This is a genomic window from Burkholderia sp. A9 (genome assembly GCF_000801975.1).
On the sequence record NZ_JSZN01000019.1, the window covers coordinates 21,798 to 42,392 of the forward strand.

A 20,595-nucleotide genomic window follows, 5' to 3' on the forward strand; every position below is an offset into this window, starting at 1 on the left:
GCCGATCGAGAGAGACCTCATGACCCTGCTGAGCCGCCTGCGCGCGCTGTCCGCCGCCGTTGCGCTGTCCTTTGCCGCCTCGCACGCCTTCGCGGCGGATCTCGTCATCGCAGGCCGCGACGACATCTACGGCAAGGGGCTGGCCGACGCCGTCGCCGGCTTCAACAAGCTGCACCCGGGCACCGACATCGAGCTGCTCAAGCTGCCGAACGCGAACCTGTACCAGAAGCTGAAGCTGTCGATGCGCGAAGGCACCGGCGCGTACGACCTCGTGATGATGGACGACACGTGGGCGCCCGAATTCATCGGCAACGGCTGGCTGAAGCCGCTGCCGGCGTCGCTCGCCGACGCCGATCTCGTGCCGTCCGCGGTCGCGCTCGGCCGCAACGCGGCGGGCGCGCTGTACGCGCTGCCGATCGTCGGCAACGTCGAGATGTTCGCGTACCGGAAGGATCTGCTCGCGAAATACAAGCTGCAGCCGCCGCGCAACTGGGACGATGTGCTGAAGATCGCGCAGACCGTCGGCGGTGCGGACAAGAGCGTGTCGGGCGTCGTGTTCCGCGGCACCAAGGGCAATCCGGTCGTGACCGGCTTCCTGCCGATCCTGTGGGCCTACGGCGGCGACGTGTTCGACCGCGCCGGCAACGTGACGATCGATTCGCGCGAGTCGCAGGCCGCGCTGAAGACCTTCCTCGCGCTGAAGGCGTCCGCGCCGAAGGACGTCGACGTGTACGGCGCCGCCGAAGTGCGCGATGCGCTGCAGCGCGGCACGGCCGTGCAGTCGATCGAGGTGTGGCCGGCGTGGGTGCCGGCGCTCGACGATCCGAAGCAGTCGCGCGTGGTCGGGCAGATCGCGCTGCAGCCACCGCCCGGGCAGACCGCCGGCCCGGCGCCGATGCTCGGCATCTGGCAGATGGGTATTCCGAAGGATGCGCCGCACGCGAAGCTCGCGCAGGACTTCCTCGCGTACCTGAGCGCACGCGATACGCAGACGCGCCTCGCCAGCATCGGCATTCCGCCGACCCGCCGCAGCGTGTTCAACGATCCGGCGCTGGTGCGCCAGTACCGCTGGTATCCCGATCAGCTGAAGGCGCTCGAAGCCGGCCGTGCGCGACCGCGCGTGAAGGACTGGCAGCAGGTCGAAAGCATTCTCGGCGACCAGCTGCAGCTCGCGCTGACCGGGCAGGCCGCACCCGACGCCGCGCTGCGCCAGGCGCAGCAGAAGATCGCGCAGGCGACGGCCGCGGCCGGCAAGTGACGGCGCGCGTCAACTCGGCGGCCGGAGGTCGCGCATGAAAGCCCTCCGCCGCAGCCTGCCGTTCGTCGCGCTGCTCGGGCCCGCGCTGCTGGTGCTGGCCGCGCTCGCGCTGTATCCGGTCGCGCAGGTGCTGGTCGACTCGTTCTGCCAGGTCGACTATGCGGCCGGCCGCCGCGCGTTCGCCGGGCTCGCGAACTATCGCGCGGTGCTCGGCGACGATGCGTTCGCGGCCGGCTTCGGCAACACGCTGCGCTTCACGATCGTCGCGTCGCTCGCCGAAGTCGCGCTCGGCTTCGGCCTCGCGCTGCTGTTCGTGCGCGCGTTCCCGGGGCGGCGCATCGCGCTGCCGCTCGCGATCCTGCCGATGATGCTGTCCACGCTCGTGTGCTCGGCGATCTGGCGCAACTGGCTCAACTTCGACGGCTTCCTGAACGCGCTGCTCGCCGGGTTCGGCATCGAAGGCGTGCGCTGGTTGTCCGATCCGCATCTCGCGCTGTGGTCGCTCGCGCTCGTCGACGTGTGGCAGTGGACGCCGATGGCGTTCCTGATCGTGCTGGCCGGGCTGCAATCGATCCCGCAGGAGCTGTACGAAGCCGCGCGCACCGACGGCGCGAGCGAATGGCAGTGCCTGCGCGACATCACGCTGCCGCTCGCGGCGCCGCAGATCGGCCTCGCGCTGCTGCTGCGCTCGATCGACACGTTCAAGCTGTTCGACAAGGTCTATGCGCTGACGGGCGGCGGCCCCGGCAACGCGACGCAGACGCTGTCGACCTACATCTACGACACGGGCTTCCGCTTCTTCAACGTCGGGCCGGCGAGTGCCGCGTCGGTGCTGATGCTCGCGGCGTCCGCGCTGCTGGTCTCGGGGTACGTATGGCAGACGGTTCGCAAGCGGCGCGCATGACGGCGCGCCCCGCAGGCATTTCGACCGCGCGAACGGGTGCCGCATTCGGCCGCACGGCGCCGTGGGCGCTGCGCCTCATCGCGCTCGCGCTGTTGCTGCTGCCGTGCCTGTGGATGGCTGGCGCTGCGTTCATGCCGACGCTCGAACGCCTCGATCATCCGCTGCGGATCTGGCCGGCCGCGCCGACGCTCGAGCATTTCGCGTCGGTGTGGTCGAACGGCATCGGCGCACCGCTCGCCAATTCGCTGCTGGTCGGATTCGGCACGACGCTGCTCGCGCTGACGCTCGCGTTTCCGGCCGCGTATGCGCTCGTGAGGCTGCGGTTTCCGGCGCGGCTGGATGTGCTGTTCCTGATGCTCGTGCTGGCATTGAAACTGATGCCGCCGATCACGATCGCGGTGCCGCTGTTCGCGCTCGCGAAGCGGCTGCATCTGCTCGACTCGACGCCGGGGCTGATGCTCGCTTACCAGATCTACGCGTTGCCGATGGCGATCTGGATGCTGCTCGCGTTCGTGCGCGACGTGCCGGTCGAATACGAGGAGGCCGCCTGCATCGACGGCGCGGGGCTCGCGCGGCGGCTCGTGCAGATCGTGCTGCCGCTGTGCGCGCCGGGGCTGATCGCCACCGCGATCTTCGTGTTCATCGCCGCGTGGAACGAGTTCCTGATCGCGCTGCTGTTCGTGTCGACGCCGAGCCGCTTCACGCTGCCGCTCGCGATTGCCGGCTACGTGACGGAGAACGGCATCGACTGGGGCGACCTGATGAGCGCCGGACTGCTGGCGTCGCTGCCGACGCTCGCCGTGGCCGGCTATGTACAGCGCTACCTGCTGCGCGGCTTCGCGGGCGGGCTGAAGTGACGCGGGGTGTTACGCGCAGCTATGCCGCACCACGTGCGTAACCGGCACGACGCGCGTGCGCGATGCGCCGTCGAAGGTCTGGATCCGGTCGGCGAGCAGGTCGACGGCGGCGTGCGCGAGGCCTTGCGTATCCTGGCGCAGCGTCGTGAGCCGATAGGCGTCGTAGTCGGCGGCGGGGATGTCGTCGAAGCCGATCACGCACAGGTCGTCGGGCACGCGCAGGCCGAAGGCGTCGCGCGCGGCGTCGATCACGCCGAGCGCGAGCAGGTCGGACGAGCAGAACACGCCGTCCGGGCGCTCACCGGCCGCGAACAGTTGGCGCGCGGCGTCGATGCCGCAGGCATGCGTGTCGGCGTGCGTATCGATCGCGCGCACGAGCGTCGCATCCAAGGCATCGCCGCGTTGCAGCGCGTGCTCGAACGCGTCCGCGCGCGATCGTGCGCTGTAGTTCGCGGTACGCGGCCCGACGAATGCGAGCCGGCGCGCGCCGGCCCGCACGAGCCGTTGCGCGGCATGGGCGGCGCCCGCCGCGTTGTCGCTGACGACGACGTCCGCACCCGGCAGGTTCGCTTCGCGGTTGATCATCACGACGGGAATCCGGTGTTCGAGATACTGCCGCGCGACCGACAGCGGCGGCGACGCGGACGTCATCACGAGGCCCGCGATCCGGTAGCTGAGCAGCCGTTCGAGCGATTGCCGGACCTGGCGCGGATCTTCCGCGTTGGTCACGAGCGGCGTGAGTGCACGCTGTCCGAGCGCGGCCATCAGGTCCGACAGCAGCCGCGCGCGGAACGGATTCTCGAACCCGGCCGTCACGACGCCGATCATGCTGCTGCGCTGCGTGATCATGTCGCGCGCGATCAGGTTGACCTGGTAGCCGAGCGCGCGCGCGGCCACCATCACGCGTTCGCGCGTTTCGGGCGCGATGCTCGCCGTCGGCGAGAACGCGCGCGACACCGCGGAGCGCGACACGCCGGCCCGCACCGCGACATCCGACGCGGTCACCCACGTTTTTCTTTCCTTGTCAGTCATCGATTCATGATCCTTTCGCGACACGAAGCCTCCACGCCGCTGGCCGACTGGATGTCGGCGCTCGACGATGCGCGGCCGCTGCATACGCTGACCCTACCGGGCAGCCATGACACCTGTGCGTATACGGTCGACGATCCGCTCGTGCGTACGCAGCGCGCGCCGCTCGATGCGCAGCTCGCGCACGGCGTGCGGCTGCTCGACATCCGCTGCCGGCATCGGCGCGACGCGTTCGACATTCATCACGGCGGGATCGCGCTCGGCATGTCGTTCGACGACGTGCTCGCGGACTGTACGCGTTTTCTCGATGCCCATCCACGCGAATGCATCGTGATGTCGGTGAAGGACGAATGGCCCGCGCACGCGTGCACGCGCGGCTTCGATGCGACGTTCGACGCGCATTGCGCGCGGCATCCGCGGCTGCGCTGGCATGCGGGCGGCGCGCTGCCGTCGCTCGGCGACGTGCGCGGCGCGGTGGTGCTGTTGCGGCGGTTTCGCAGCAGCCGGCCGCTCGGCATCGACCTGACCGCGTGGCCCGACAATGCGACGTTTACGATCGATCATCCGGATGCGGCGTTCGTGATCCAGGATGAGTATCGTGTGCCTGTTGCCGGTTCGATCCACTACAAGTGGCGGGTGATCGAGGCGCTGCTGAGCCGCATGCCGTCGCCGGAGAGCGGCCGCTGGGCGATCAATTTCTGCAGCGGCACGGGGATGGGCGCGAATCCGTCGGTGGTCGCGCGCGGCGATGGCAGGGTGCAGGGGATTCAGGCGCGGCTCGCCGAGCGGTTGCGCGAGCAGCGCGGGACCTGCGGCGCGATGCTGCTCGATTTCTGCGACGACGATGACTGGGCGCTGGTGCGGGCGTTGGTCGAGTGCAATGAGCATCTGCCTGCGTCCGGCGGTAGGCGCAGGTCGGTGAGCTGTTAGTGCGGGTTCGTGTCGAGCGCTTCGTCAGCTTCGTTAACGTGTCCGCTTTGTTCGTCACACTTCATGACGAAATCAGCGGGCCGCAAGCGTGCGTGTATCAGACCGATGCGCAGTCGTGGCGCGGAGGAGCGGTAGTGATCGAGCGATTGTGCTGCATCTGCGCGTGTTCCCCGTTGCGCCAGGCGCGGCTGGCGTGGCAGATGGAAGCGTCAAAGGCCAGCTGGAAGACTCCGCAGAACATCAAGGATCAGTATCCCCGTACCAGTTTCATTGGTCGGAACCGCGTGGTGTTCAACATCAAGGGCAACGGTTGATTGTTGCGGTGGCCTGTCTGGTCGGCATCGTGTACGTGAAGTTTGTCGGTACGCACGCGGAATATGACCGGATCGATGCGCCAACCGTGGAAATGGCGTAACGAGATGGACATTCACCCGATTCGAACAGAGGCCGACTACAAGGCCGCCCTGAAGGCGGTGTCCGCGCTCGTCGATCGAGACCCTGCACCGGGCACGCGGGAGGGCGACGAGCTGGAGGTTCTGGCGATCCTGATCGGGCGCTACGAGGCCGAGAACTTCCCGTTGGCTTCGCCGAACCCGATCGACGCGATCAAATTTCGGATGGAGCAAGCCGGCTTGCCGGTCCCCGACATGCAACCGTGCATCGGGAATACCAACCGGGTGCACGACGGGTTGGCTGGTCGCCGATCGCTGAGTCTCGCCATGATCCGGAAGTTGCACGAAGGACTGAACATTCCCGCGGACGGGCTGATCGGGGCGTCGTGAGCGAACGGGTCCGGGAGTGCCTGCTTGAGTTGCCGATGTGTACTGGAAGGCGGGTAGTTTGAAGAAATGGCGCCATGAGGCGCCATTTTTCATGCAGAAGTTGCGTGCAAGAAAGGCCGTGCCCGTCGATGCCCGACGCCGACTCAGCGCGTCGCGATCGCCACCGCCGCGCTGGCCATCGCGGTCGCGCTCGTCCGGTTCGCGATCCGCTTCGCGCGTGCCGACGTCAGAAACGCGCGTGCCCGCACCGCGAGCAACGACCAGAAGCAGTCGGCGAGGATCAGGATCGCGAGCATCGTGCCGACGAGCTCGGCCCACGCGAGAACACCGACATGCGTGAGGTCGACGATCGTCGGCAGCAGCGCGAGATAGAACAGCATGATCTTCGGATTGCCGAGCGTCACCAGCGTGCCCGCAACGAACATGCGCCACGGCGACTGGCCGCGCGGCAGGTCGTCGGCCTTCGTGTCGGTCGGCGCGGTCCACATCTTCCACGCGAGGAACAGCAGGTAGGCGACGCCGAGCAGCTTCAGCACGAGCAGGCCCGTCTCGAACGTGCGCGCGAACGCGGACAGCCCGGCGACCGCCAGCGTGAGCCACAGCGCCTCGCCAATCCACATCGCGGCGAGGAACGGCAGCACGTCTCGCACGCCGTTCGTCAGCACGCGCGCGACGAGTGCGGCGACGCTCGGGCCGGGTGTGCCGGCGGTGACGAGCAGGGCGATGGCGAACACGGCGAGCGCGGACAGCGTCATGACGAACCTCGTGGGCGGGGGCGTTCGAAACGTATGAAGTTTCGATTATAGTGACGGCCGTTCCTGCCTGCCTACCTCGTCGTGATGACAGTATCGATCCGGATTCGTCCCGCCACGCGGGAAGACGCGGCCGCGATGGCCGCCGTGGAAGTGGCCGCCGCCCAGCGCTTTCGCGGCATCGGCATGCCCGACATCGCCGCAGGCGAGCCGACCGATACGGCCGACGTGCTCGCCCGCATCGACGACGGTCGCGCGTATGTCGCGACGGACGAAACGGGGACGTGCGTGGGCTTTGCGTTCTACCGGCTGCTCGATGCGCAGCGGCTTTACCTGGAGGAGCTGGATGTCGCGCCGTCGCATGCCGGGCAGCGAATCGGCGCACGCCTGATCGAACGGATCATGACGCGCGCGGCGCAAGACGGCATCGCACAGGTCGTACTGTCGACGTTCCGCGCTGCGCCGTGGAACGCGCCGTACTACGCGCACCTCGGCTTCCACATCATCGACGACGCATCGCTCGACGACACGCTGCGCGCGATCCGCGCGCATCACGTTGCACGCGGGCTCGACGAGACACAGCGGGTGTTCATGCGCGCGGACGTGCGCGCATGAACGGGTTGCCGGCCGTCAGGCCGCGTCGCTGAGCGCCGGGTAGTCGGTGTAGCCCGTTTCGCCTTCCGCGTAGAACGTCTCCGGCACCGGCTTGTTCAGCGGTGCGCCGAGTTCGAGGCGGCGCGCCAGGTCAGGGTTCGCGATGAACAGCTTGCCCCACGCGATCGCGTCGGCATTGCCGCTCGCGAGCGTTTCCTGTGCGGATTCGAGCGTGAACTGCTCGTTGGCGATCAGCGGGCCGCCGAACGCTTCCTTCAGGCGCGGGCTCAGCTGGTCGCCCGAATACGATTCACGCGTGAAGATGAACGCGATCTTGCGGCGGCCGAGTTCGCGCGCGACATAGCCGAACGTCGCGGCCGGGTCGGAATCGCCCATCGTGTGCGCGTCGCCGCGCGGCGCGAGGTGCATGCCGACACGGCCGGCACCCCACACGTCGATCGCTGCGTCGACCACTTCGAGCAGCAGGCGCGCGCGGTTCTCGATCGGGCCGCCGTACGCATCGGTGCGATGGTTGGTGCTGTCCTGCAGGAACTGGTCGAGCAGGTAGCCGTTCGCACCGTGGATCTCGACGCCGTCGAAGCCGGCCTTCGTTGCGTTCTCCGCACCCTTGCGATACGCGGCGACGATGCCCGGAATTTCATCGAGTTCGAGCGCACGCGGCGTCACGTACGGACGCGGCGGGCGCACCAGGCTCACATGGCCGTCCGCGGCGATCGCGCTCGGCGCGACCGGCAGGTCGCCGTTCAGGAACACCGGATCGGAAATCCGGCCGACGTGCCAGAGTTGCAGCACGATGCGGCCGCCGGCCGCGTGCACGGCCTGCGTCACGCGCTTCCAGCCTTCCACCTGCTCGTCGGACCAGATGCCGGGCGTGTCCGCGTAGCCGACGCCCTGCGGCGTGACCGAGGTCGCTTCGCTGATGATCAGGCCGGCCGATGCGCGCTCGGCGTAATAGCGGGCCATCAGGTCGTTCGGTACGCGCGCGTCGCTGGCGCGGGCACGGGTGAGCGGCGCCATCACGACGCGGTTCGGCAGGGTCAGGTCGCCGAGGGTAACGGGGTCGAACAGGGTGGGCATGGAGATAACCTCTTCACGAAAAACGGGCTCGCCGGCGCGTGGCGCGCGGCGAGTACCGCAAGGCCGGTTCGGCCGGTGGTTAGAGTTCGCGGCGCATTGCGTCGAGAAATGCGTCGATGACGGCCTCGTTGCGCTGGAAGAACGCCCACTGGCCGATTCGCGTCGACGTCACGAGCCCCGCGCGCTGCAGCGTCGCGAGGTGCGCGGAGACGGTCGACTGCGACAGCCCGCAGCGCGCGTCGATCTGCCCGGCGCAAACGCCGCGGTCATACGGCAGCGTCTGCTCCGGGAAATGCGCGTCCGGCGTTTTTAGCCAGACGAGGATCTCCCGGCGCACAGGGTTCGAGAGCGCTTTCAGGATCGCGTCGATGTCGAGTTCGGTCGGCATGGAAGGGCGTGGTGTTCGGGGCGTTCGGTTGGAAAACCGGTGCAAACGAGTATCGTCGATGGCCGAATCATATATCGTAAAATGACGATATGCGCGAAGGCACTATCGCGAGTGGGGTTGATTGGTGTCGACAGACAAAAAAGACCGCACTTGGGAGTATGGCGAGGAAACGTACAAAAAAGTCCACACCTCACATTTCGAGATGTGAAAAAGTCGACGTAAATGCTTGATAGAAAATGATTATATGCGTCTTTTTGTTGGATGCGTCGGAGGTTCAAGAGCGAGCGCGAGAACTTATTACTGCGGGGAAAATAATCAAGAGTCTTAAGTGAAAGTTCGCACGCGAGCGATCTGGCAAGGGGAAACGAAATTATTTCAGAATGCTTTCGAATTAAGGCACGGGTTTTGTCTACACGAACGTAGATGCTGACGTTGTCAACGAGGCAGCAGCAAGATTGGCTTTCTTATCCTGGCGGCACGGTTGCCGGCTCAAACTCAGGTCTTCGCAAACAGTGATGACTTTGTTTTGGCCTACGCAAGCGATGCCTCGCAACGCGCCCGCTCCCGGCGCGAGCGCATTTCGTAATAGCGGCGTGCTTCGGGTCCCTCAATTCAGCGATATGGAAACCGTTCAGCGTACGCGGGTCCACGTCCCCGCGAGTTGGATGAACTTGCCACCGACGACTGAACTGGCCATACAGACTCCTGCCGTGTAGTCCTCTATGTGCGTGACGAAGTCGTTCGACTCGGGTTCGGTCCAGCGCACCACATAAAGGCCATCGCGAAGCTTGGCCGTCGTGTAGTCCATGGTCTGGGATCTGCCCTTGATGGCTCCGCCCGTGACAAGAAAGCTGACGCGAGTTGGCGATTCGAACGTTATTTCCACCGTGAAGTGACCCAGCGGTGTATTCGGACCCAGATCGGCGAGCCAGGTCTGGCCGACCGAGGGAAGGGTGGCATGGGTGTCGATAGGCATGGTCGTATTCCCGACGTCGTTGGAAGGTTGGCTCATTGGTGGTCGCGGTCCGTTCAGAAAGTCAGGACCACCCGTCCTCGCAGACCGCCGGCCTCCAGAAGGCGATGAGCGTCGGCGGCGTGTTCGACGGGCAGGGTGCGGGCGACTCGAAGCGTGATGCGGTCCTGCTCGACCCACTGACGGAGTTGTTCGAGGGCGGAATGATTCAGCGCATACTTCGGAACGAAGGTGCGCTCGGCGACGATATCTCGCTCGGTCACGAGCGGCGTGCCGGGAGCCGATGTCGCTATCCGCCCGCCGTTGCGCACTGCACGGGCGGCCGGCAACCCGACTCGTGCGGTGTCGATCAATCCGTCTACGCCGTCAGGCACTTCGTTGCGTACGAGATCCGGGAAATCACTTCCGCGCCGCAGGACGACATCGGCTCCGAGCGCCTCGACAAGCTGGATGTCTTTGGGCGAGGCGTCGGCAATGACACGGAATCCTTCGGCCTTTGCCAACTGTACGGCGTAACCACCGACCGCGCCTGCTGCACCGATGACTGCGATGGTACTGCCCACCGGCAGCTTCAGGATGTCCAGGGCCATTCGTGCCGTCAGTCCGTTCATCGGGAGCGTAGCGGCTTCTGCGTCGGTTGTCCCGGCGGGAGCACGGACCACGGACTCTGCTGGAACGACGAGCTGTTCGGCATACGCGCCACGCGTTCCGGACACGACAACGATCGCGACGACACGGTCGCCGACGCGCAGATCCGTCTCGGTTCCTTCCCCGATCTGCTCGACCACACCTGCTGCCTCCATCCCTGGAACGTAAGGTGGCGCTGCATCGGAGACGAACGCCAGCCCCCGGCGGACCATCGTGTCGACCGGGTTGACGGTGGCCGCCGTGACGCGGATCCGAATCTCGCCTGCATGGGCCACCGGTGTCGATAGACTCAAGAGGCGCAGTACCTCCGGTCCGCCGAATTCGGTCAATCCGACAGCTCTCATGAAGACTCCTGATTACGTGGGTTCGTATGTTTGCGGAAGGGGGGCGCGGTTGGGTCGAGAAGTGGCACCGACCCTTTAGTTGCCCAGCGCGCGCTGGACGACATGGCTGTCGGCGACTTGCTTCAACGCGGTGAGCTTGCCGTCGCGCACAGTCCACACATGAATGAAACGAACGTCGGCCCTTTGGCCCGCCTTGGTGACGCCGTGATACTCGCCGACCACGAAGACGTGGTTATCGTCGTCCCCGTAGTACGTTTGCGCTTCCGTGCTCCAGGACGCAAACAGCGGAATGAGCCGGCCGAAGAAATCCGTCATCGTCTTTTCGTAGCCGTGATACACGCCGCCGAGCGGGAAGCCAGGGGTGATATCCCAGACGAGATCAGGGGCCATGAGCTCGCGAGTGGCTTCCGGCGCCGCACCTGAGCCGTAGATTCTCCGGACGAGGTCGATGTTTTCATTCCTGGACATTGCATTATCCATTTGTGTTGGACGATGTTGAGTTGGCTGGAGCGAGATGCATCGCGTGACGGCATGCCGACCGCGAATCGATACTCGACGTCGCTCCCGTGACCATGCGTGCCGGCTTCAGTGGTCTGCCGGATCGCGCTCGCGTCGTCGTTGGTCCTGACGCCCCGCGTGCGGAAGAAATCAGAGCAATGCGTCGATTGCCGCGATACCGCGAATGACGGAGCGCCCCCGCATGGTGCTCGTCATTCCCGGGAATCAGAAGAGGATCGAAGGTTGATTGACCATCAACCTGAAGTTGGAGTGCATCGGGCGTCGCCGATGCGGCTTGCCCGACGCCTGCCTGCAGCGCCAGGCATTTGCTACTGGATCGAGCGATCGCACCGTTCGCAGCGGCGCCACTTGCGGGGCGCCCGATTTCGATCCCGAGCGATCATGCCGATGCTCGCCCCAAGAGCTTGCTGCCTGCTTACCAAGGCTGATTGGCCGGGCCGACCGTGAACTCGTTGATCGTCGTATCGTCGGGCTGATCGATCGCGAAGGCAACCACGCTGGCAATTCGGTCCGGAGAGATCCCGTACTTGTCATAGATGCCCTGCATCTGGCCGAGCGTCTCCTTCTCGCTGATCGTCGCCAGCAGTTCCGTATTGATGGCGGCCGGATAGATCGTCGCCGTCCGGATATTGGTGCCCTCCATGGCGGACTCCATGCGCAAGACTTCCATGAAGTCACGTACGAACCATTTTGTCCCGCCGTAGACGGCGCCTCCCGGGTAGGCTTTGAGGCCAGCAACCGAAGAGGTGGCAATGACGTGGCCGGCTTTCTGTTCGACGAAGGCCGGCAGCACTGCCGCGACACCATTCAGAACACCCTTGACGTTGACATCGACCATTTGATGCCAGTCGTCGATCTTGAGCGCGGAAAGCGGCGAATTCGGCATGAGCCCGGCATTCAAGAACATGACGTCGACGCGGCCGAATTCGGCTTTGGCCAGTTTGACGATGCTGTCGTTGTCCGGTTGTCTGGTCACGTCCAGCTCTTGGTAGACGGCCTGGCCACCGCTTTGCTTGATCTCGTTTGCGATCCGCTTCAGCTGTTCCTCGCGTCGCGCACCGAGTACGACTTTGGCGCCCTTGCTTGCCAGCAACTTTGCGGTTGCCTCGCCGATGCCGGAAGACGCTCCGGTGATGATTACAACTTTGTCTTTGATCATGATCGTTCCCTGCTGTTGTTGAAGGGGGGCTGCTTGCTTGCGACATTTCTGTCGGGTTGAAATGCGACTGCCGTAACCCGGTTGGCTGCGGGCGTCGCGCTAGGACGCATGGTCATCCACACCTTTCCGAGGGCGGTCGGGATGGACCTCCTCCCACCAGGGCGAGAATTTTTGCATCCGGCCGTCCAGGTACATGGGACGGCCAATTTTCGGGGTCCACAGCGCATAATCGCGCTTCTCGCTGGCTACGGTGATGCGCCTGAACGGGTCGTCCCAGTCGTGCGGTGCAATGGAGAAGCGACCCACGTGCGCCGGCGTGAGCACGCGGGCGCGCAGGTCCTCGGCCGCCTGCGCGGCCGGCTCGGGATTCATGTGGACGTTCGCCCAGCGCGGGTCGTACTGTCCGGTATCGAGGGCCACCCAGTCGAATGGACCAAGCCGCCGGCCGATCTCTCTGAAATGGGGGGCGTAGCCCGAATCGCCGCTGAAGAAAATCCGGCGGTTCGGGGAAATGATCGCGAAACCGGCCCACAGCGACTGGTTCCGCGTCAGGCCACGCCCCGAAAAATGCCGTGCCGGGGTGACGTGGACGTGCAGTGCCGGTGTCAGTTCGACGACGTCGTTCCAATCCGCCTCGCGCACGATGGACATGTCATAACCCCAGGCTTCGAAATGTGCCCCTACGCCTAGGCCCGTGACAACACGCTTCACTTTGGGTCTCAGAGCTTGAATGGTCCGATAGTCCAGGTGATCGTAATGGTCGTGGGTGATCAATAGCGCATCGATTCCGGGCATGTCTTCCGCCGCATAGATGCTAGTGCCGTCGAACGCGGTGTTCGTGCGAGGCACAGGGGCTGCGTTGGTGCTGAAGATCGGGTCGATCAGGATGCGCTTTCCGCCCAACTGCACGAAATAGGACGAGTGACCGAGCCAGACCACAAGATCCTGCGTCGGGTCGAGCGCCTCGAGATTCGTCCCGATCGCGGGGATGGCGCCGGGCGGCCGGGGCTGGCCTTTCCCTCGTCCAAAGACGGTCTCCATCCACATCTCCCATTCGGGCTGATTCGTCGTCAGCATCGGCGAGTCGATCTGGTTGCGAAAAGCTCCGCCGCCATAGTTGGGCGAGCGCAGGATGCGCGCGAGGCGCTCGCCCTGCGGGAGTGCACCGAACAACGGATGCTGCAGACAGGCAACTGCACCGATTGCACCGAGCAGGACGATGCCGGCACAGACCTTCAGCACGCGTAGGTAGAGTCTTTTCATCAAGACTGCTGGTTTCGTGTATGGGTCGCGAAAGCACGCATCACGCAGATACCGCGCGGCAATTCACGCGAAATTGGTTGGCGCGAGCGCGTGCTGGCGTACTGGATCTGAGTCTCCCGATGGCCGTAAACGGGCTATTTCCGCGGTTGCAGTCGTGTACCGTTACCGACGATCAACGCGGAAAGCACGAGCAGTGCGGTCCCTCCGACGAGCGTCGCCGCAATCGACACGTGATCGAGCAGGATCCCGCCGAATTCCGCGCCGACCATGATCGACAGTTGGATCGCCGCTACCATCAGGCCGCCGCCGCTTTCGGGTTCGTCCTTGACGCCTTGCGTCAGCCACGTCGACCATGCGACCGGAATGGCCGAGTTCACCGTGCCCCATGCGATCATCGCGAGCGCGACCGCCCACAGCAGGTGGCCCACCGACAGCATGCCGACCGTCACGGCACCCAGTGCGAGCGGCAGGATCATGAGCAGGAAATACAGGCGTTTGGCAATCAATGCGCTCGCACCGTACGTTCCCGCAAAGCCCGCGAGCCCGAGACCCAGCAACAGCATCGACAGTTGGGTCACGTCAACGTGCGTGTACGACTCGAGAAAGGGGCGAAGGTACGTGAAAATCGCGAACGCGCCGCCGAAGGTCAACATGACCGCCAGCATCCCGAAAGCCACGTTGGGTCGCTTGAGCAGGCCGATGACCTTGCCGACGGGATGACTGCCTTGGGCCGGCATCGAGGGGATGCTCGACCATAGCCAGATCATGTTGACGATAACGATGGGTGCGAGCGCCCAGAACACGCCGCGCCAGCCGATCATCGCGCCGACGTAGCTGCCGATGGGAGCGGCAAAGGCCGTGGCTACGGCATTACCCGTGAACAGTACGCCAAGCGCCTTCGGGATGGCTTGTTCCGGGACGAGGCGCATGATGGTCGCTGTTGCGAGCGACCAGAAGCCGCCGATCACGACGCCGAGCAACGCGCGTGCGGTCATCAGCATGGTGAAATCCCGCGCTTCGGCGATCAGTACCAGCGAGACCAGCATCAGTGCTGCCAGTGCTGTCAGCACGTGCCGCCTGTCGAAGCGGCCGGTGACCGATGGAATCAGCAGGCTGGTCACCACGGCAAACAGCCCCGAGATCGAGATGGCCTGTCCTGCCATGCCGACCGTCGCATGAAGGTCGCTTGCGATCGGCGTGAGCAGACTCACCGGCATGAACTCGGAAGCGATCAGCATCGCGGCGCACATCGCCATCGAGCCGACCGCGCTCCATAGGTTTCGCCGCGTAGTTTGCGGCGGTGCTGTCAATGTCGACATAGCGTTCCTCATGGGTTCGCGCGAACCGAACCAGGAATGCGCGAACGATTGAAAGCGCACGGCAATGATTCGTCGCTGCGTCTTTCGGTGCAGTAGGGGGCCCGTCGGAAGGGCCATCGAGCGGTAGGGGGCGGTCGTTGTCCGGTACCGGACATACGCAGCACGGAGCCGTGCAGCATCTCGCTGGAACGCGCGAGCCGTTAGAAAGAGGATGTACCGAACGACGACTGAGCATGAACGAGGCGGTAAGCCATCATGCCGTCAGGCCTCCATTAGACCGTGACGCGTGTGATCGATAAAGGCCGCTGGAGTGATTGGACTGATGAGCGTGCCTCATCAATTGTGGTCGTAGAGCGTCTGGTTGCGGTGCACTGAGTTCGTTCGACCGCCCCGCCCCGGCAGCATTATTGGCTGCAAACGCGCCGCACGCTGTTTTGCCAGCGTGCGGCGGCGTCGACATCGGCGGTGGCGTCGAGCCTCGAGCGATGTTGCAGGACGCAGCGGCGCGATATTACAGATTACCGCGGAAGAATGCAGTCAGTTTGTCGAACGGAATCAGGTTGACGCGATCGTAAAGATCCACGTGCCCCGCGCCCGGCACGACAAGCAATTCCTTCGGCTGGCCGGCAAGACGATAGGCCTCCTCGCTGAATTCCCGCGAGTGAGCGTTTTCACCGGTGATGAAGAGCATCGGGCGAGGTGAGATTGTCTCGATGTCATTGAACGGGTAGAAGTTCATGAACTTGACATTGCTGGTCAGCGTCGGGTGTGTCGTGTGTTCCGGTGACGAGCGCTTCGGCGTGTACTCGCCGCGCGGTGTGCGATAGAAGTCGAAGAATTCCCGCTGGATTGCAGGCGTGTCGTCCTTCAGTTCATGCACGGTTCCGCTCGTGTACTGGATTTGACCGCCCGAAAACTCGACATCGCGCTGCTCGGCCGCCGCGGCAATTATCTGCTTGCGTTGTTCAAGCGTTTGCCCGTGCCGCAGCCCGTTGCGGTTCGCGGCGCCCATGTCGTACATGCTGACCGTCGCGATCGCCTTCATGCGCGGATCGATCTTGGCCGCGCTGATGACGAAACTTCCACTGCCGCAGATGCCGAGCACGCCGATCCGGTTTCTATCGACGAATGGTCGGGTGCCCAGAAAATCCACCGCTGCGCTGAAGTCTTCCGCATAGATGTCGGGCGAGACGGCATTGCGAGGTTGCCCGTCGCTTTTACCCCAGAACGACAGGTCCAGCGACAACGTGACGAAGCCTTGCTCGGCCAGCTTTTGTGCATACAGATTCGCACTTTGCTCCTTCACGGCGCCCATTGGATGACCGACGATGATTGCCGGATGCTTCTGATTTCGGTCCAGGTTTTTGGGGACGAAGAGATTGCCGACGACGTTCATCCTGTACTGGTTGGAGAATTCGACCTTCTTGGCAATCACGCGATCGCTATGATAAAAGTTGTCGGCGCCAGCGGACATGTCGGCAGCCGTCGCAGAAAATGAGGTGATAAGAAATCCGAATAATATGATGAGCTTTCTCATTGGGCATTCCTTCGATTGCAAGTTGATAAGGGATACGAATGAGCCGGCTGACACGGGCGGTGATCGCCGGCGTCGAATCTGCAACGAGCGGGTCGCGCAAAGGAAGGGCGGTCATCGTCGCAATATCGACTCACATGATACTGAAAGGAATGTAATTAATTGCGCCGGAAGGCGTGATTGAAGTCATGAGCGCGGCTCATGAATCCATTCAGGGATGAGGGGTGCATGTGAGGCAACGGGGAGGGCCGGGTCCGTCGCCAGGGCTGCCGTGAAACCTTCGACCTTGCCTGCGGCGCGGAGTTCGGGCGCTTCACGCGCGCTGCAACGATCTGTACTCCCGCTCGTACCGCGCCGGCTCACGGCTGACGGATCGGGGTGAGCGTCATTCGAACGACGGTTTCGCTGCCATACCGGCAAGGCCGGCATTAGTGCCGATATTTTAATGCATCGATTACGACTGAGAATGCGCGGGATGCTTGCCGGCGGCTTGGGTAGTACGCGTGATAGCCTGGAAATGCCGGACACCAGTCCTTGAGGACGCTTAGCAACTCACCGCGATCGAGATAGGGGCGCACGGCGTCTTCGGGCAGAAAGGCGAGACCGAAGCCGTCCACCGCGGCTCGCAGCATCTGTTGCTGGGTGTTGAACGTCAATTGACCGTTCACGCGCGCCTGGATCTCCCGCTTCCCTTTCTTCAGTTCCCACGCGTATACACCTTTCGTGGTCGTGAGTCGCAATGTCACGCAGTCGTGGTTGAGCAGGTCTTCCGGTGACTTGGGCAGTGACTTGCCCTCGAGATACGAGGGTGCGCCGACGACCGCCATCGGGATATCGGGGCTGATGCGTACCGCGATCATGTCTTTTGCGACCTGATCTCCGAACCGGATTCCGATGTCGTAGCGGTCCTCGACGATGTTCGCGAGCCCGTAGTCGACCGTCAGTTCCAGTCGAATATCCGGATACTCGCGCAGGACGTTCGTCAGTTTGGGCCAGACGATCGAATCGATCGCATGATCGGTGGCCGTAATCCTGACCACGCCGGCTGGCTTGTCGCGGAAATCGGACAGGGAAGCCAGCTTCGCCTCGATTTCTTCGATACGAGGTGCGGCGGTCTTCAGGAGTTCTTCTCCCGCGTCGGTTGTCGACACGCTGCGCGTCGTGCGCGTAAGTAGACGAACACCCAGGCGAGCCTCGAGGTCCCGAATCGTGTGACTGAGCGCGGACTGGGACACGCCGAGCTTCGCTGCCGCGCGCGTGAAGCTCCGTTCTCGCGCCACAGCGAGAAACACGAGAAGGTCATTGAAATTTTCTCGAGCCATCCGGTGTTACCCCTATAGAAGGGTTGGAATCCTAGCATCAAAGAGGCGGTGTGCCGTCTTTGATTCATGACCCATGCTAATAGGTTCTAGCAGGAATCGCCACTTAATCGAAGCGACGGCAAACCGTACACTCCATGCTTGCATGGTCGATAGCGTGTCGCGCGCATTCGACCTCGATCACAATCAAAACGCGGCTCAGAAGGACACACATTGTGTGGAGACGCCGTACTTGCCGCCAGGTTTTGCAGACTGATGCGAAGCCACGGTGAGCGGTCACGCTACGACGGCGCCGGGCGCGGCATCACGTCGTTTCGCCTGCGCGCATTCGGCAAGTCTCTATTCGTCTTTCTGGAGTGAACATCATGAAATTCAGCCATCGTCTTCTCATTGCCGCCCTTGCTATTTCCAGCCCGTTGCTGGCATCTGCACAGGCCACCGCCGACGGCCTCACGCGTGAGCAGGTTCGCAACGAAATGATCCAGTACAAGGCCGCCGGCTTCAATCCCGCGCGCGCGAACCCCGGCACGTGGGTGAGCGATGCTCAGGCTGCTTCGGCCAAGGTCGCGAGCGCGCGCAATTCGGCGCATCCGCAACTCGCGGAGAACGGTTCGTCATCGCAGTGCAATTGAGCGAGCCGACTGGCGCCAAATGGCGCGATCAGGCGGGAGCCATGGTCGCGGCGTATTCCGTCGCAATTGCGACGTCGCGCCGATAAGCACATGGACAGCGTCGACGTTGAAGTACTGACGACAGCACTGGATTGGTGGCGTGCTGGCGCATCCGTTGTTCTGGCAACGGTAGTGCACACATGGGGTTCCGCACCGAGACCGGTCGGGTCGATTCTGGCAATCAGGCGGGATGGGGCAATGAAGGGCTCGGTGTCGGGCGGATGCATCGAGGATGATCTCGCTCACCGGGTCAGAAGTGGAGCACTCATGCTCGAGCGTCCGGAAACGCTGACTTATGGCGTAACGGCTGATGAAGCGCACCGGTTCGGATTGCCGTGCGGTGGCACGCTTGAATTGGTGGTCGAGCCGCTGACCGAAGCGTTGAAGCTTGCGGAAGTGCTAGCCGCGACAATGAATGGCGAAGCCGTACGCCGTACGCTCGACGTCGTTACCGGAGAGGCGACATTCAGACATGCTTCAGAGCCGGCGGGAACGTCCTTCGACGGGCGCATCCTGGAAGCGATGCACGGGCCTCGATTGAGGTTGGTCCTGATCGGAGCCGGCCAACTGTCCGAATATGTCGCCCGGATGGCGTTGCCGCTCGGATACGCGGTCACCGTATGTGATCCGCGCGAAGAGTACATGGCGACGTGGTGCGTGGAGCGCACCGAATTCAGTCGGGAAATGCCGGATGACCTGCTGATCCGGATCGGGGTGAACTCGAGTACGGCAATCGTGGCGCTGACACACGACCCGAAACTCGACGACATGGCGCTCCTCGAAGCGTTGAAGTCCGACGCGTTCTACGTTGGGGCGATCGGTTCCCGTGCGAACTGTGCCCGCCGTCGGGAGCGTGTCGGATTGTTCGACCTCACGGCCGATCAGATAGACCGACTTCACGCGCCCGTTGGCTTGCACATCGGTGCGCAGACGCCGCCGGAAATCGCGGTGGCAATCGTCGCCGAAATGACCGCGATCCGACGCGACGTGCCCGTGCTGCAAAGTCATGCGATGCGAGCTGAACGGCAGCTCGGTGAGGCCGCGACGACGGCGTAGGGCGGCGCGCCTGCGTCGCTCCCCTGTTCATTCCCTGTCCGATCAGGAGCGGTATCGCCAATCGGGGCCGCGCGGGGCAGTGCGGATTGACGCATGCGGGAATCGCACGCATTGTAATACGCTGCAGTATTCCAATCTTCGGCAACAGGCTTTCCGTCAACGAGGTAGTTCTTGGAACTTCGGCAACTTCGCTATTTCGTCCGTGTTGTCGAATGCGGCAGCATGGGGCGCGCTGCGTTGGAGCTCGACGTGGTGACGTCCACGCTGAGCCAGCAGATCAGTCGGCTGGAAAGCGAACTGTCGGTCCGGCTTCTGAAGCGGACGAAAACCGGAATTCAGCCCACCAATGCCGGCCTTGCGTTCTGGCATCAGGCGCAACTGGTGCTGCGCCACGCAGATGATGCGGCCAGTGCGGCGAAGACCGGGCGGCTTGCTGGCCAGGTCACCGTCGGGTTCGCGCCGAGCACGTCGGGGGTTGTCGCGCTACCGTTCATTCGTGCGATGCGCGCACGGTATCCGGACATCAACTTGCGGGTCGTCGAGAATCTGTCCGGAAATCTCGAGTCGATGCTCATCGCCCGGCAGATCGACCTCGCGATCCTGTTCGGCAGTTCCGCCGGCAAGCGATTCAGCACCATGCCACTTCTGGACGAGCGGCTATTTGCGATATCGTCCACCACCCTGACGTTGCCGTCCGACATCAAGGGCCTGTCCGTTCGCGAACTCGCCGCCTACCCGCTCGTGCTCCCCAGCGACAGTCACGGCCTGCGCATGCTCGTCAATGCGGCTTTCACCAAAGCGAATCGCCAGATGAACGTCATCGCCGAGATCGATGGACTGGCAACGCTGATGGAGGCCGTGGGCGCCGGTCTTGGTGTGACGGTTCAGCCCGGCGCGGCATTGGCTCGATGTGATGCTACGACTTTCAGCGTCGTGCCGATTCAGAGTGCCCACCTGACTCGGCTCAACCAGCTCGCGAGCCTGTGTGACGATGAACTGTCCCCACCCGGCCTCGCCGCGCGCGTGGTTCTCCTCGATGTCGCACGTGAGCTCGTGATGAGCGGAAAATGGACGGGCGCAACGCTCGTCGATCCGGAAACTGGCGGTCTTCAATTTTCGTGAACACGTCTTCGCCGCGCGCTGCTGTCCGCTATTCCAGGTGTCACCTACACTGCCCGGGACAATCAAGGGAAAGAGG

21 protein-coding genes and 1 pseudogene are annotated in these 20,595 nt (G+C 63.9%); 10 read left to right on the top strand and 12 right to left on the bottom strand.

Annotated elements, in window-relative coordinates:
- Positions 1-19: 19 nt before the first annotated feature.
- The 3 genes from PI86_RS10700 to PI86_RS10710 are packed head-to-tail and all read left to right on the top strand — an operon-like array spanning position 20 to position 3,019.
- On the top strand, positions 20-1,258 hold the full coding sequence (locus PI86_RS10700) for an ABC transporter substrate-binding protein (protein ID WP_039321787.1): 1,239 nt from the start codon (positions 20-22) through the stop codon (positions 1,256-1,258).
- A gap of 34 nt (positions 1,259-1,292) precedes the next feature.
- Positions 1,293-2,162: a carbohydrate ABC transporter permease gene (locus PI86_RS10705; RefSeq protein ID WP_014898850.1), complete on the top strand. Its 870-nt coding sequence runs from the start codon at positions 1,293-1,295 to the stop codon at positions 2,160-2,162.
- Positions 2,159-3,019 (top strand): carbohydrate ABC transporter permease, encoded by an 861-nt coding sequence (locus PI86_RS10710; protein ID WP_039321890.1) that lies wholly within the window; start codon positions 2,159-2,161, stop codon positions 3,017-3,019. Before PI86_RS10705 ends, PI86_RS10710 begins: the two co-directional genes overlap by 4 nt.
- 9 nt (positions 3,020-3,028) lie before the next feature.
- On the opposite strand, the gene PI86_RS10715 is transcribed toward PI86_RS10710, so the two are convergent.
- Positions 3,029-4,051: a LacI family DNA-binding transcriptional regulator gene (locus tag PI86_RS10715; RefSeq protein ID WP_039321893.1), complete on the bottom strand. Its 1,023-nt coding sequence runs from the start codon at positions 4,049-4,051 to the stop codon at positions 3,029-3,031.
- 6 nt (positions 4,052-4,057) lie between these two features.
- Here PI86_RS10715 and PI86_RS10720 point away from each other — a divergent pair, with 6 nt between their 5' ends.
- The 3 genes and pseudogenes from PI86_RS10720 to PI86_RS10730 all read left to right on the top strand — a co-directional run bounded on the left by PI86_RS10720 (position 4,058) and on the right by PI86_RS10730 (position 5,760).
- The gene (locus PI86_RS10720) at positions 4,058-4,978 is read left to right on the top strand and encodes a phosphatidylinositol-specific phospholipase C (RefSeq protein WP_152608089.1); all 921 of its coding nucleotides are present in this window, start codon (positions 4,058-4,060) and stop codon (positions 4,976-4,978) included.
- A gap of 134 nt (positions 4,979-5,112) precedes the next feature.
- Positions 5,113-5,393 (top strand): annotated as a pseudogene (locus PI86_RS10725) (type II toxin-antitoxin system HigB family toxin).
- Between the two features lie 4 nt (positions 5,394-5,397).
- Positions 5,398-5,760 carry a helix-turn-helix domain-containing protein gene (locus tag PI86_RS10730; protein ID WP_039321793.1) on the top strand — a complete coding sequence of 121 codons (363 nt, stop codon included), beginning with the start codon at positions 5,398-5,400 and terminating at the stop codon, positions 5,758-5,760.
- A gap of 143 nt (positions 5,761-5,903) precedes the next feature.
- Here the strand turns inward: PI86_RS10730 and PI86_RS10735 are convergent, their stop codons facing one another.
- A complete protein-coding gene (locus PI86_RS10735; RefSeq protein ID WP_039321796.1) occupies positions 5,904-6,515 on the bottom strand; it encodes a LysE family translocator in 612 nt (203 codons plus the stop codon).
- Positions 6,516-6,599: 84 nt separating this feature from the next.
- Here PI86_RS10735 and PI86_RS10740 point away from each other — a divergent pair, with 84 nt between their 5' ends.
- Positions 6,600-7,127 carry a GNAT family N-acetyltransferase gene (locus tag PI86_RS10740; protein WP_039321799.1) on the top strand — a complete coding sequence of 176 codons (528 nt, stop codon included), beginning with the start codon at positions 6,600-6,602 and terminating at the stop codon, positions 7,125-7,127.
- A gap of 15 nt (positions 7,128-7,142) precedes the next feature.
- Here PI86_RS10740 and PI86_RS10745 read toward each other — a convergent pair whose 3' ends face one another.
- The 10 genes from PI86_RS10745 to PI86_RS10790 form a co-directional block, all read right to left on the bottom strand.
- Positions 7,143-8,204 (bottom strand): alkene reductase, encoded by a 1,062-nt coding sequence (locus PI86_RS10745; protein WP_039321802.1) that lies wholly within the window; start codon positions 8,202-8,204, stop codon positions 7,143-7,145.
- Between the two features lie 79 nt (positions 8,205-8,283).
- Positions 8,284-8,592 (bottom strand): ArsR/SmtB family transcription factor, encoded by a 309-nt coding sequence (locus tag PI86_RS10750; protein ID WP_039321805.1) that lies wholly within the window; start codon positions 8,590-8,592, stop codon positions 8,284-8,286.
- A 631-nt stretch (positions 8,593-9,223) separates the two neighbouring features.
- Entirely contained in the window at positions 9,224-9,568 is a 345-nt protein-coding gene (locus PI86_RS10755; protein ID WP_152608090.1) for a MoaF-related domain-containing protein, read from the bottom strand.
- A gap of 53 nt (positions 9,569-9,621) precedes the next feature.
- Entirely contained in the window at positions 9,622-10,557 is a 936-nt protein-coding gene (locus tag PI86_RS10760) for a quinone oxidoreductase family protein (RefSeq protein WP_039321811.1), read from the bottom strand.
- 75 nt (positions 10,558-10,632) lie between these two features.
- A complete protein-coding gene (locus tag PI86_RS10765) occupies positions 10,633-11,025 on the bottom strand; it encodes a nuclear transport factor 2 family protein (protein WP_039321813.1) in 393 nt (130 codons plus the stop codon).
- 466 nt (positions 11,026-11,491) lie between these two features.
- The gene (locus PI86_RS10770) at positions 11,492-12,235 is read right to left on the bottom strand and encodes an SDR family oxidoreductase (protein ID WP_039321815.1); all 744 of its coding nucleotides are present in this window, start codon (positions 12,233-12,235) and stop codon (positions 11,492-11,494) included.
- A gap of 99 nt (positions 12,236-12,334) precedes the next feature.
- Positions 12,335-13,498, bottom strand: coding sequence for an MBL fold metallo-hydrolase (locus PI86_RS10775; protein ID WP_052319423.1), 1,164 nt, complete (start codon positions 13,496-13,498; stop codon positions 12,335-12,337).
- Between the two features lie 134 nt (positions 13,499-13,632).
- Positions 13,633-14,817: an MFS transporter gene (locus PI86_RS10780; RefSeq protein WP_082012208.1), complete on the bottom strand. Its 1,185-nt coding sequence runs from the start codon at positions 14,815-14,817 to the stop codon at positions 13,633-13,635.
- A 511-nt stretch (positions 14,818-15,328) separates the two neighbouring features.
- Positions 15,329-16,354 carry an alpha/beta hydrolase gene (locus tag PI86_RS10785; RefSeq protein WP_039321817.1) on the bottom strand — a complete coding sequence of 342 codons (1,026 nt, stop codon included), beginning with the start codon at positions 16,352-16,354 and terminating at the stop codon, positions 15,329-15,331.
- 425 nt (positions 16,355-16,779) lie between these two features.
- The gene (locus tag PI86_RS10790) at positions 16,780-17,673 is read right to left on the bottom strand and encodes a LysR family transcriptional regulator (protein ID WP_039321821.1); all 894 of its coding nucleotides are present in this window, start codon (positions 17,671-17,673) and stop codon (positions 16,780-16,782) included.
- A gap of 362 nt (positions 17,674-18,035) precedes the next feature.
- Here PI86_RS10790 and PI86_RS10795 point away from each other — a divergent pair, with 362 nt between their 5' ends.
- The 3 genes from PI86_RS10795 to PI86_RS10805 all read left to right on the top strand — a co-directional run bounded on the left by PI86_RS10795 (position 18,036) and on the right by PI86_RS10805 (position 20,519).
- Entirely contained in the window at positions 18,036-18,302 is a 267-nt protein-coding gene (locus PI86_RS10795; RefSeq protein ID WP_039321824.1) for a DUF4148 domain-containing protein, read from the top strand.
- A gap of 90 nt (positions 18,303-18,392) precedes the next feature.
- The gene (locus PI86_RS10800; protein ID WP_039321825.1) at positions 18,393-19,397 is read left to right on the top strand and encodes an XdhC family protein; all 1,005 of its coding nucleotides are present in this window, start codon (positions 18,393-18,395) and stop codon (positions 19,395-19,397) included.
- Positions 19,398-19,568: 171 nt separating this feature from the next.
- Positions 19,569-20,519, top strand: coding sequence for a LysR family transcriptional regulator (locus PI86_RS10805; protein WP_039321828.1), 951 nt, complete (start codon positions 19,569-19,571; stop codon positions 20,517-20,519).
- The last annotated feature ends 76 nt before the right edge of the window (positions 20,520-20,595 follow it).

Bases quoted from the DNA above. Each gene is read 5' to 3' on its own strand.
- PI86_RS10700 (WP_039321787.1), top strand. From the start codon at position 20: ATGACCCTGCTGAGCCGCCTGCGCGCGCTGTCCGCCGCCGTTGCGCTG.
- PI86_RS10705 (WP_014898850.1), top strand. From the start codon at position 1,293: ATGAAAGCCCTCCGCCGCAGCCTGCCGTTCGTCGCGCTGCTCGGGCCC.
- PI86_RS10710 (WP_039321890.1), top strand. From the start codon at position 2,159: ATGACGGCGCGCCCCGCAGGCATTTCGACCGCGCGAACGGGTGCCGCA.
- PI86_RS10715 (WP_039321893.1), bottom strand. From the start codon at position 4,051: ATGACTGACAAGGAAAGAAAAACGTGGGTGACCGCGTCGGATGTCGCG.
- PI86_RS10720 (WP_152608089.1), top strand. From the start codon at position 4,058: ATGATCCTTTCGCGACACGAAGCCTCCACGCCGCTGGCCGACTGGATG.
- PI86_RS10730 (WP_039321793.1), top strand. From the start codon at position 5,398: ATGGACATTCACCCGATTCGAACAGAGGCCGACTACAAGGCCGCCCTG.
- PI86_RS10735 (WP_039321796.1), bottom strand. From the start codon at position 6,515: ATGACGCTGTCCGCGCTCGCCGTGTTCGCCATCGCCCTGCTCGTCACC.
- PI86_RS10740 (WP_039321799.1), top strand. From the start codon at position 6,600: ATGACAGTATCGATCCGGATTCGTCCCGCCACGCGGGAAGACGCGGCC.
- PI86_RS10745 (WP_039321802.1), bottom strand. From the start codon at position 8,204: ATGCCCACCCTGTTCGACCCCGTTACCCTCGGCGACCTGACCCTGCCG.
- PI86_RS10750 (WP_039321805.1), bottom strand. From the start codon at position 8,592: ATGCCGACCGAACTCGACATCGACGCGATCCTGAAAGCGCTCTCGAAC.
- PI86_RS10755 (WP_152608090.1), bottom strand. From the start codon at position 9,568: ATGCCTATCGACACCCATGCCACCCTTCCCTCGGTCGGCCAGACCTGG.
- PI86_RS10760 (WP_039321811.1), bottom strand. From the start codon at position 10,557: ATGAGAGCTGTCGGATTGACCGAATTCGGCGGACCGGAGGTACTGCGC.
- PI86_RS10765 (WP_039321813.1), bottom strand. From the start codon at position 11,025: ATGTCCAGGAATGAAAACATCGACCTCGTCCGGAGAATCTACGGCTCA.
- PI86_RS10770 (WP_039321815.1), bottom strand. From the start codon at position 12,235: ATGATCAAAGACAAAGTTGTAATCATCACCGGAGCGTCTTCCGGCATC.
- PI86_RS10775 (WP_052319423.1), bottom strand. From the start codon at position 13,498: ATGAAAAGACTCTACCTACGCGTGCTGAAGGTCTGTGCCGGCATCGTC.
- PI86_RS10780 (WP_082012208.1), bottom strand. From the start codon at position 14,817: ATGTCGACATTGACAGCACCGCCGCAAACTACGCGGCGAAACCTATGG.
- PI86_RS10785 (WP_039321817.1), bottom strand. From the start codon at position 16,354: ATGAGAAAGCTCATCATATTATTCGGATTTCTTATCACCTCATTTTCT.
- PI86_RS10790 (WP_039321821.1), bottom strand. From the start codon at position 17,673: ATGGCTCGAGAAAATTTCAATGACCTTCTCGTGTTTCTCGCTGTGGCG.
- PI86_RS10795 (WP_039321824.1), top strand. From the start codon at position 18,036: ATGAAATTCAGCCATCGTCTTCTCATTGCCGCCCTTGCTATTTCCAGC.
- PI86_RS10800 (WP_039321825.1), top strand. From the start codon at position 18,393: ATGGACAGCGTCGACGTTGAAGTACTGACGACAGCACTGGATTGGTGG.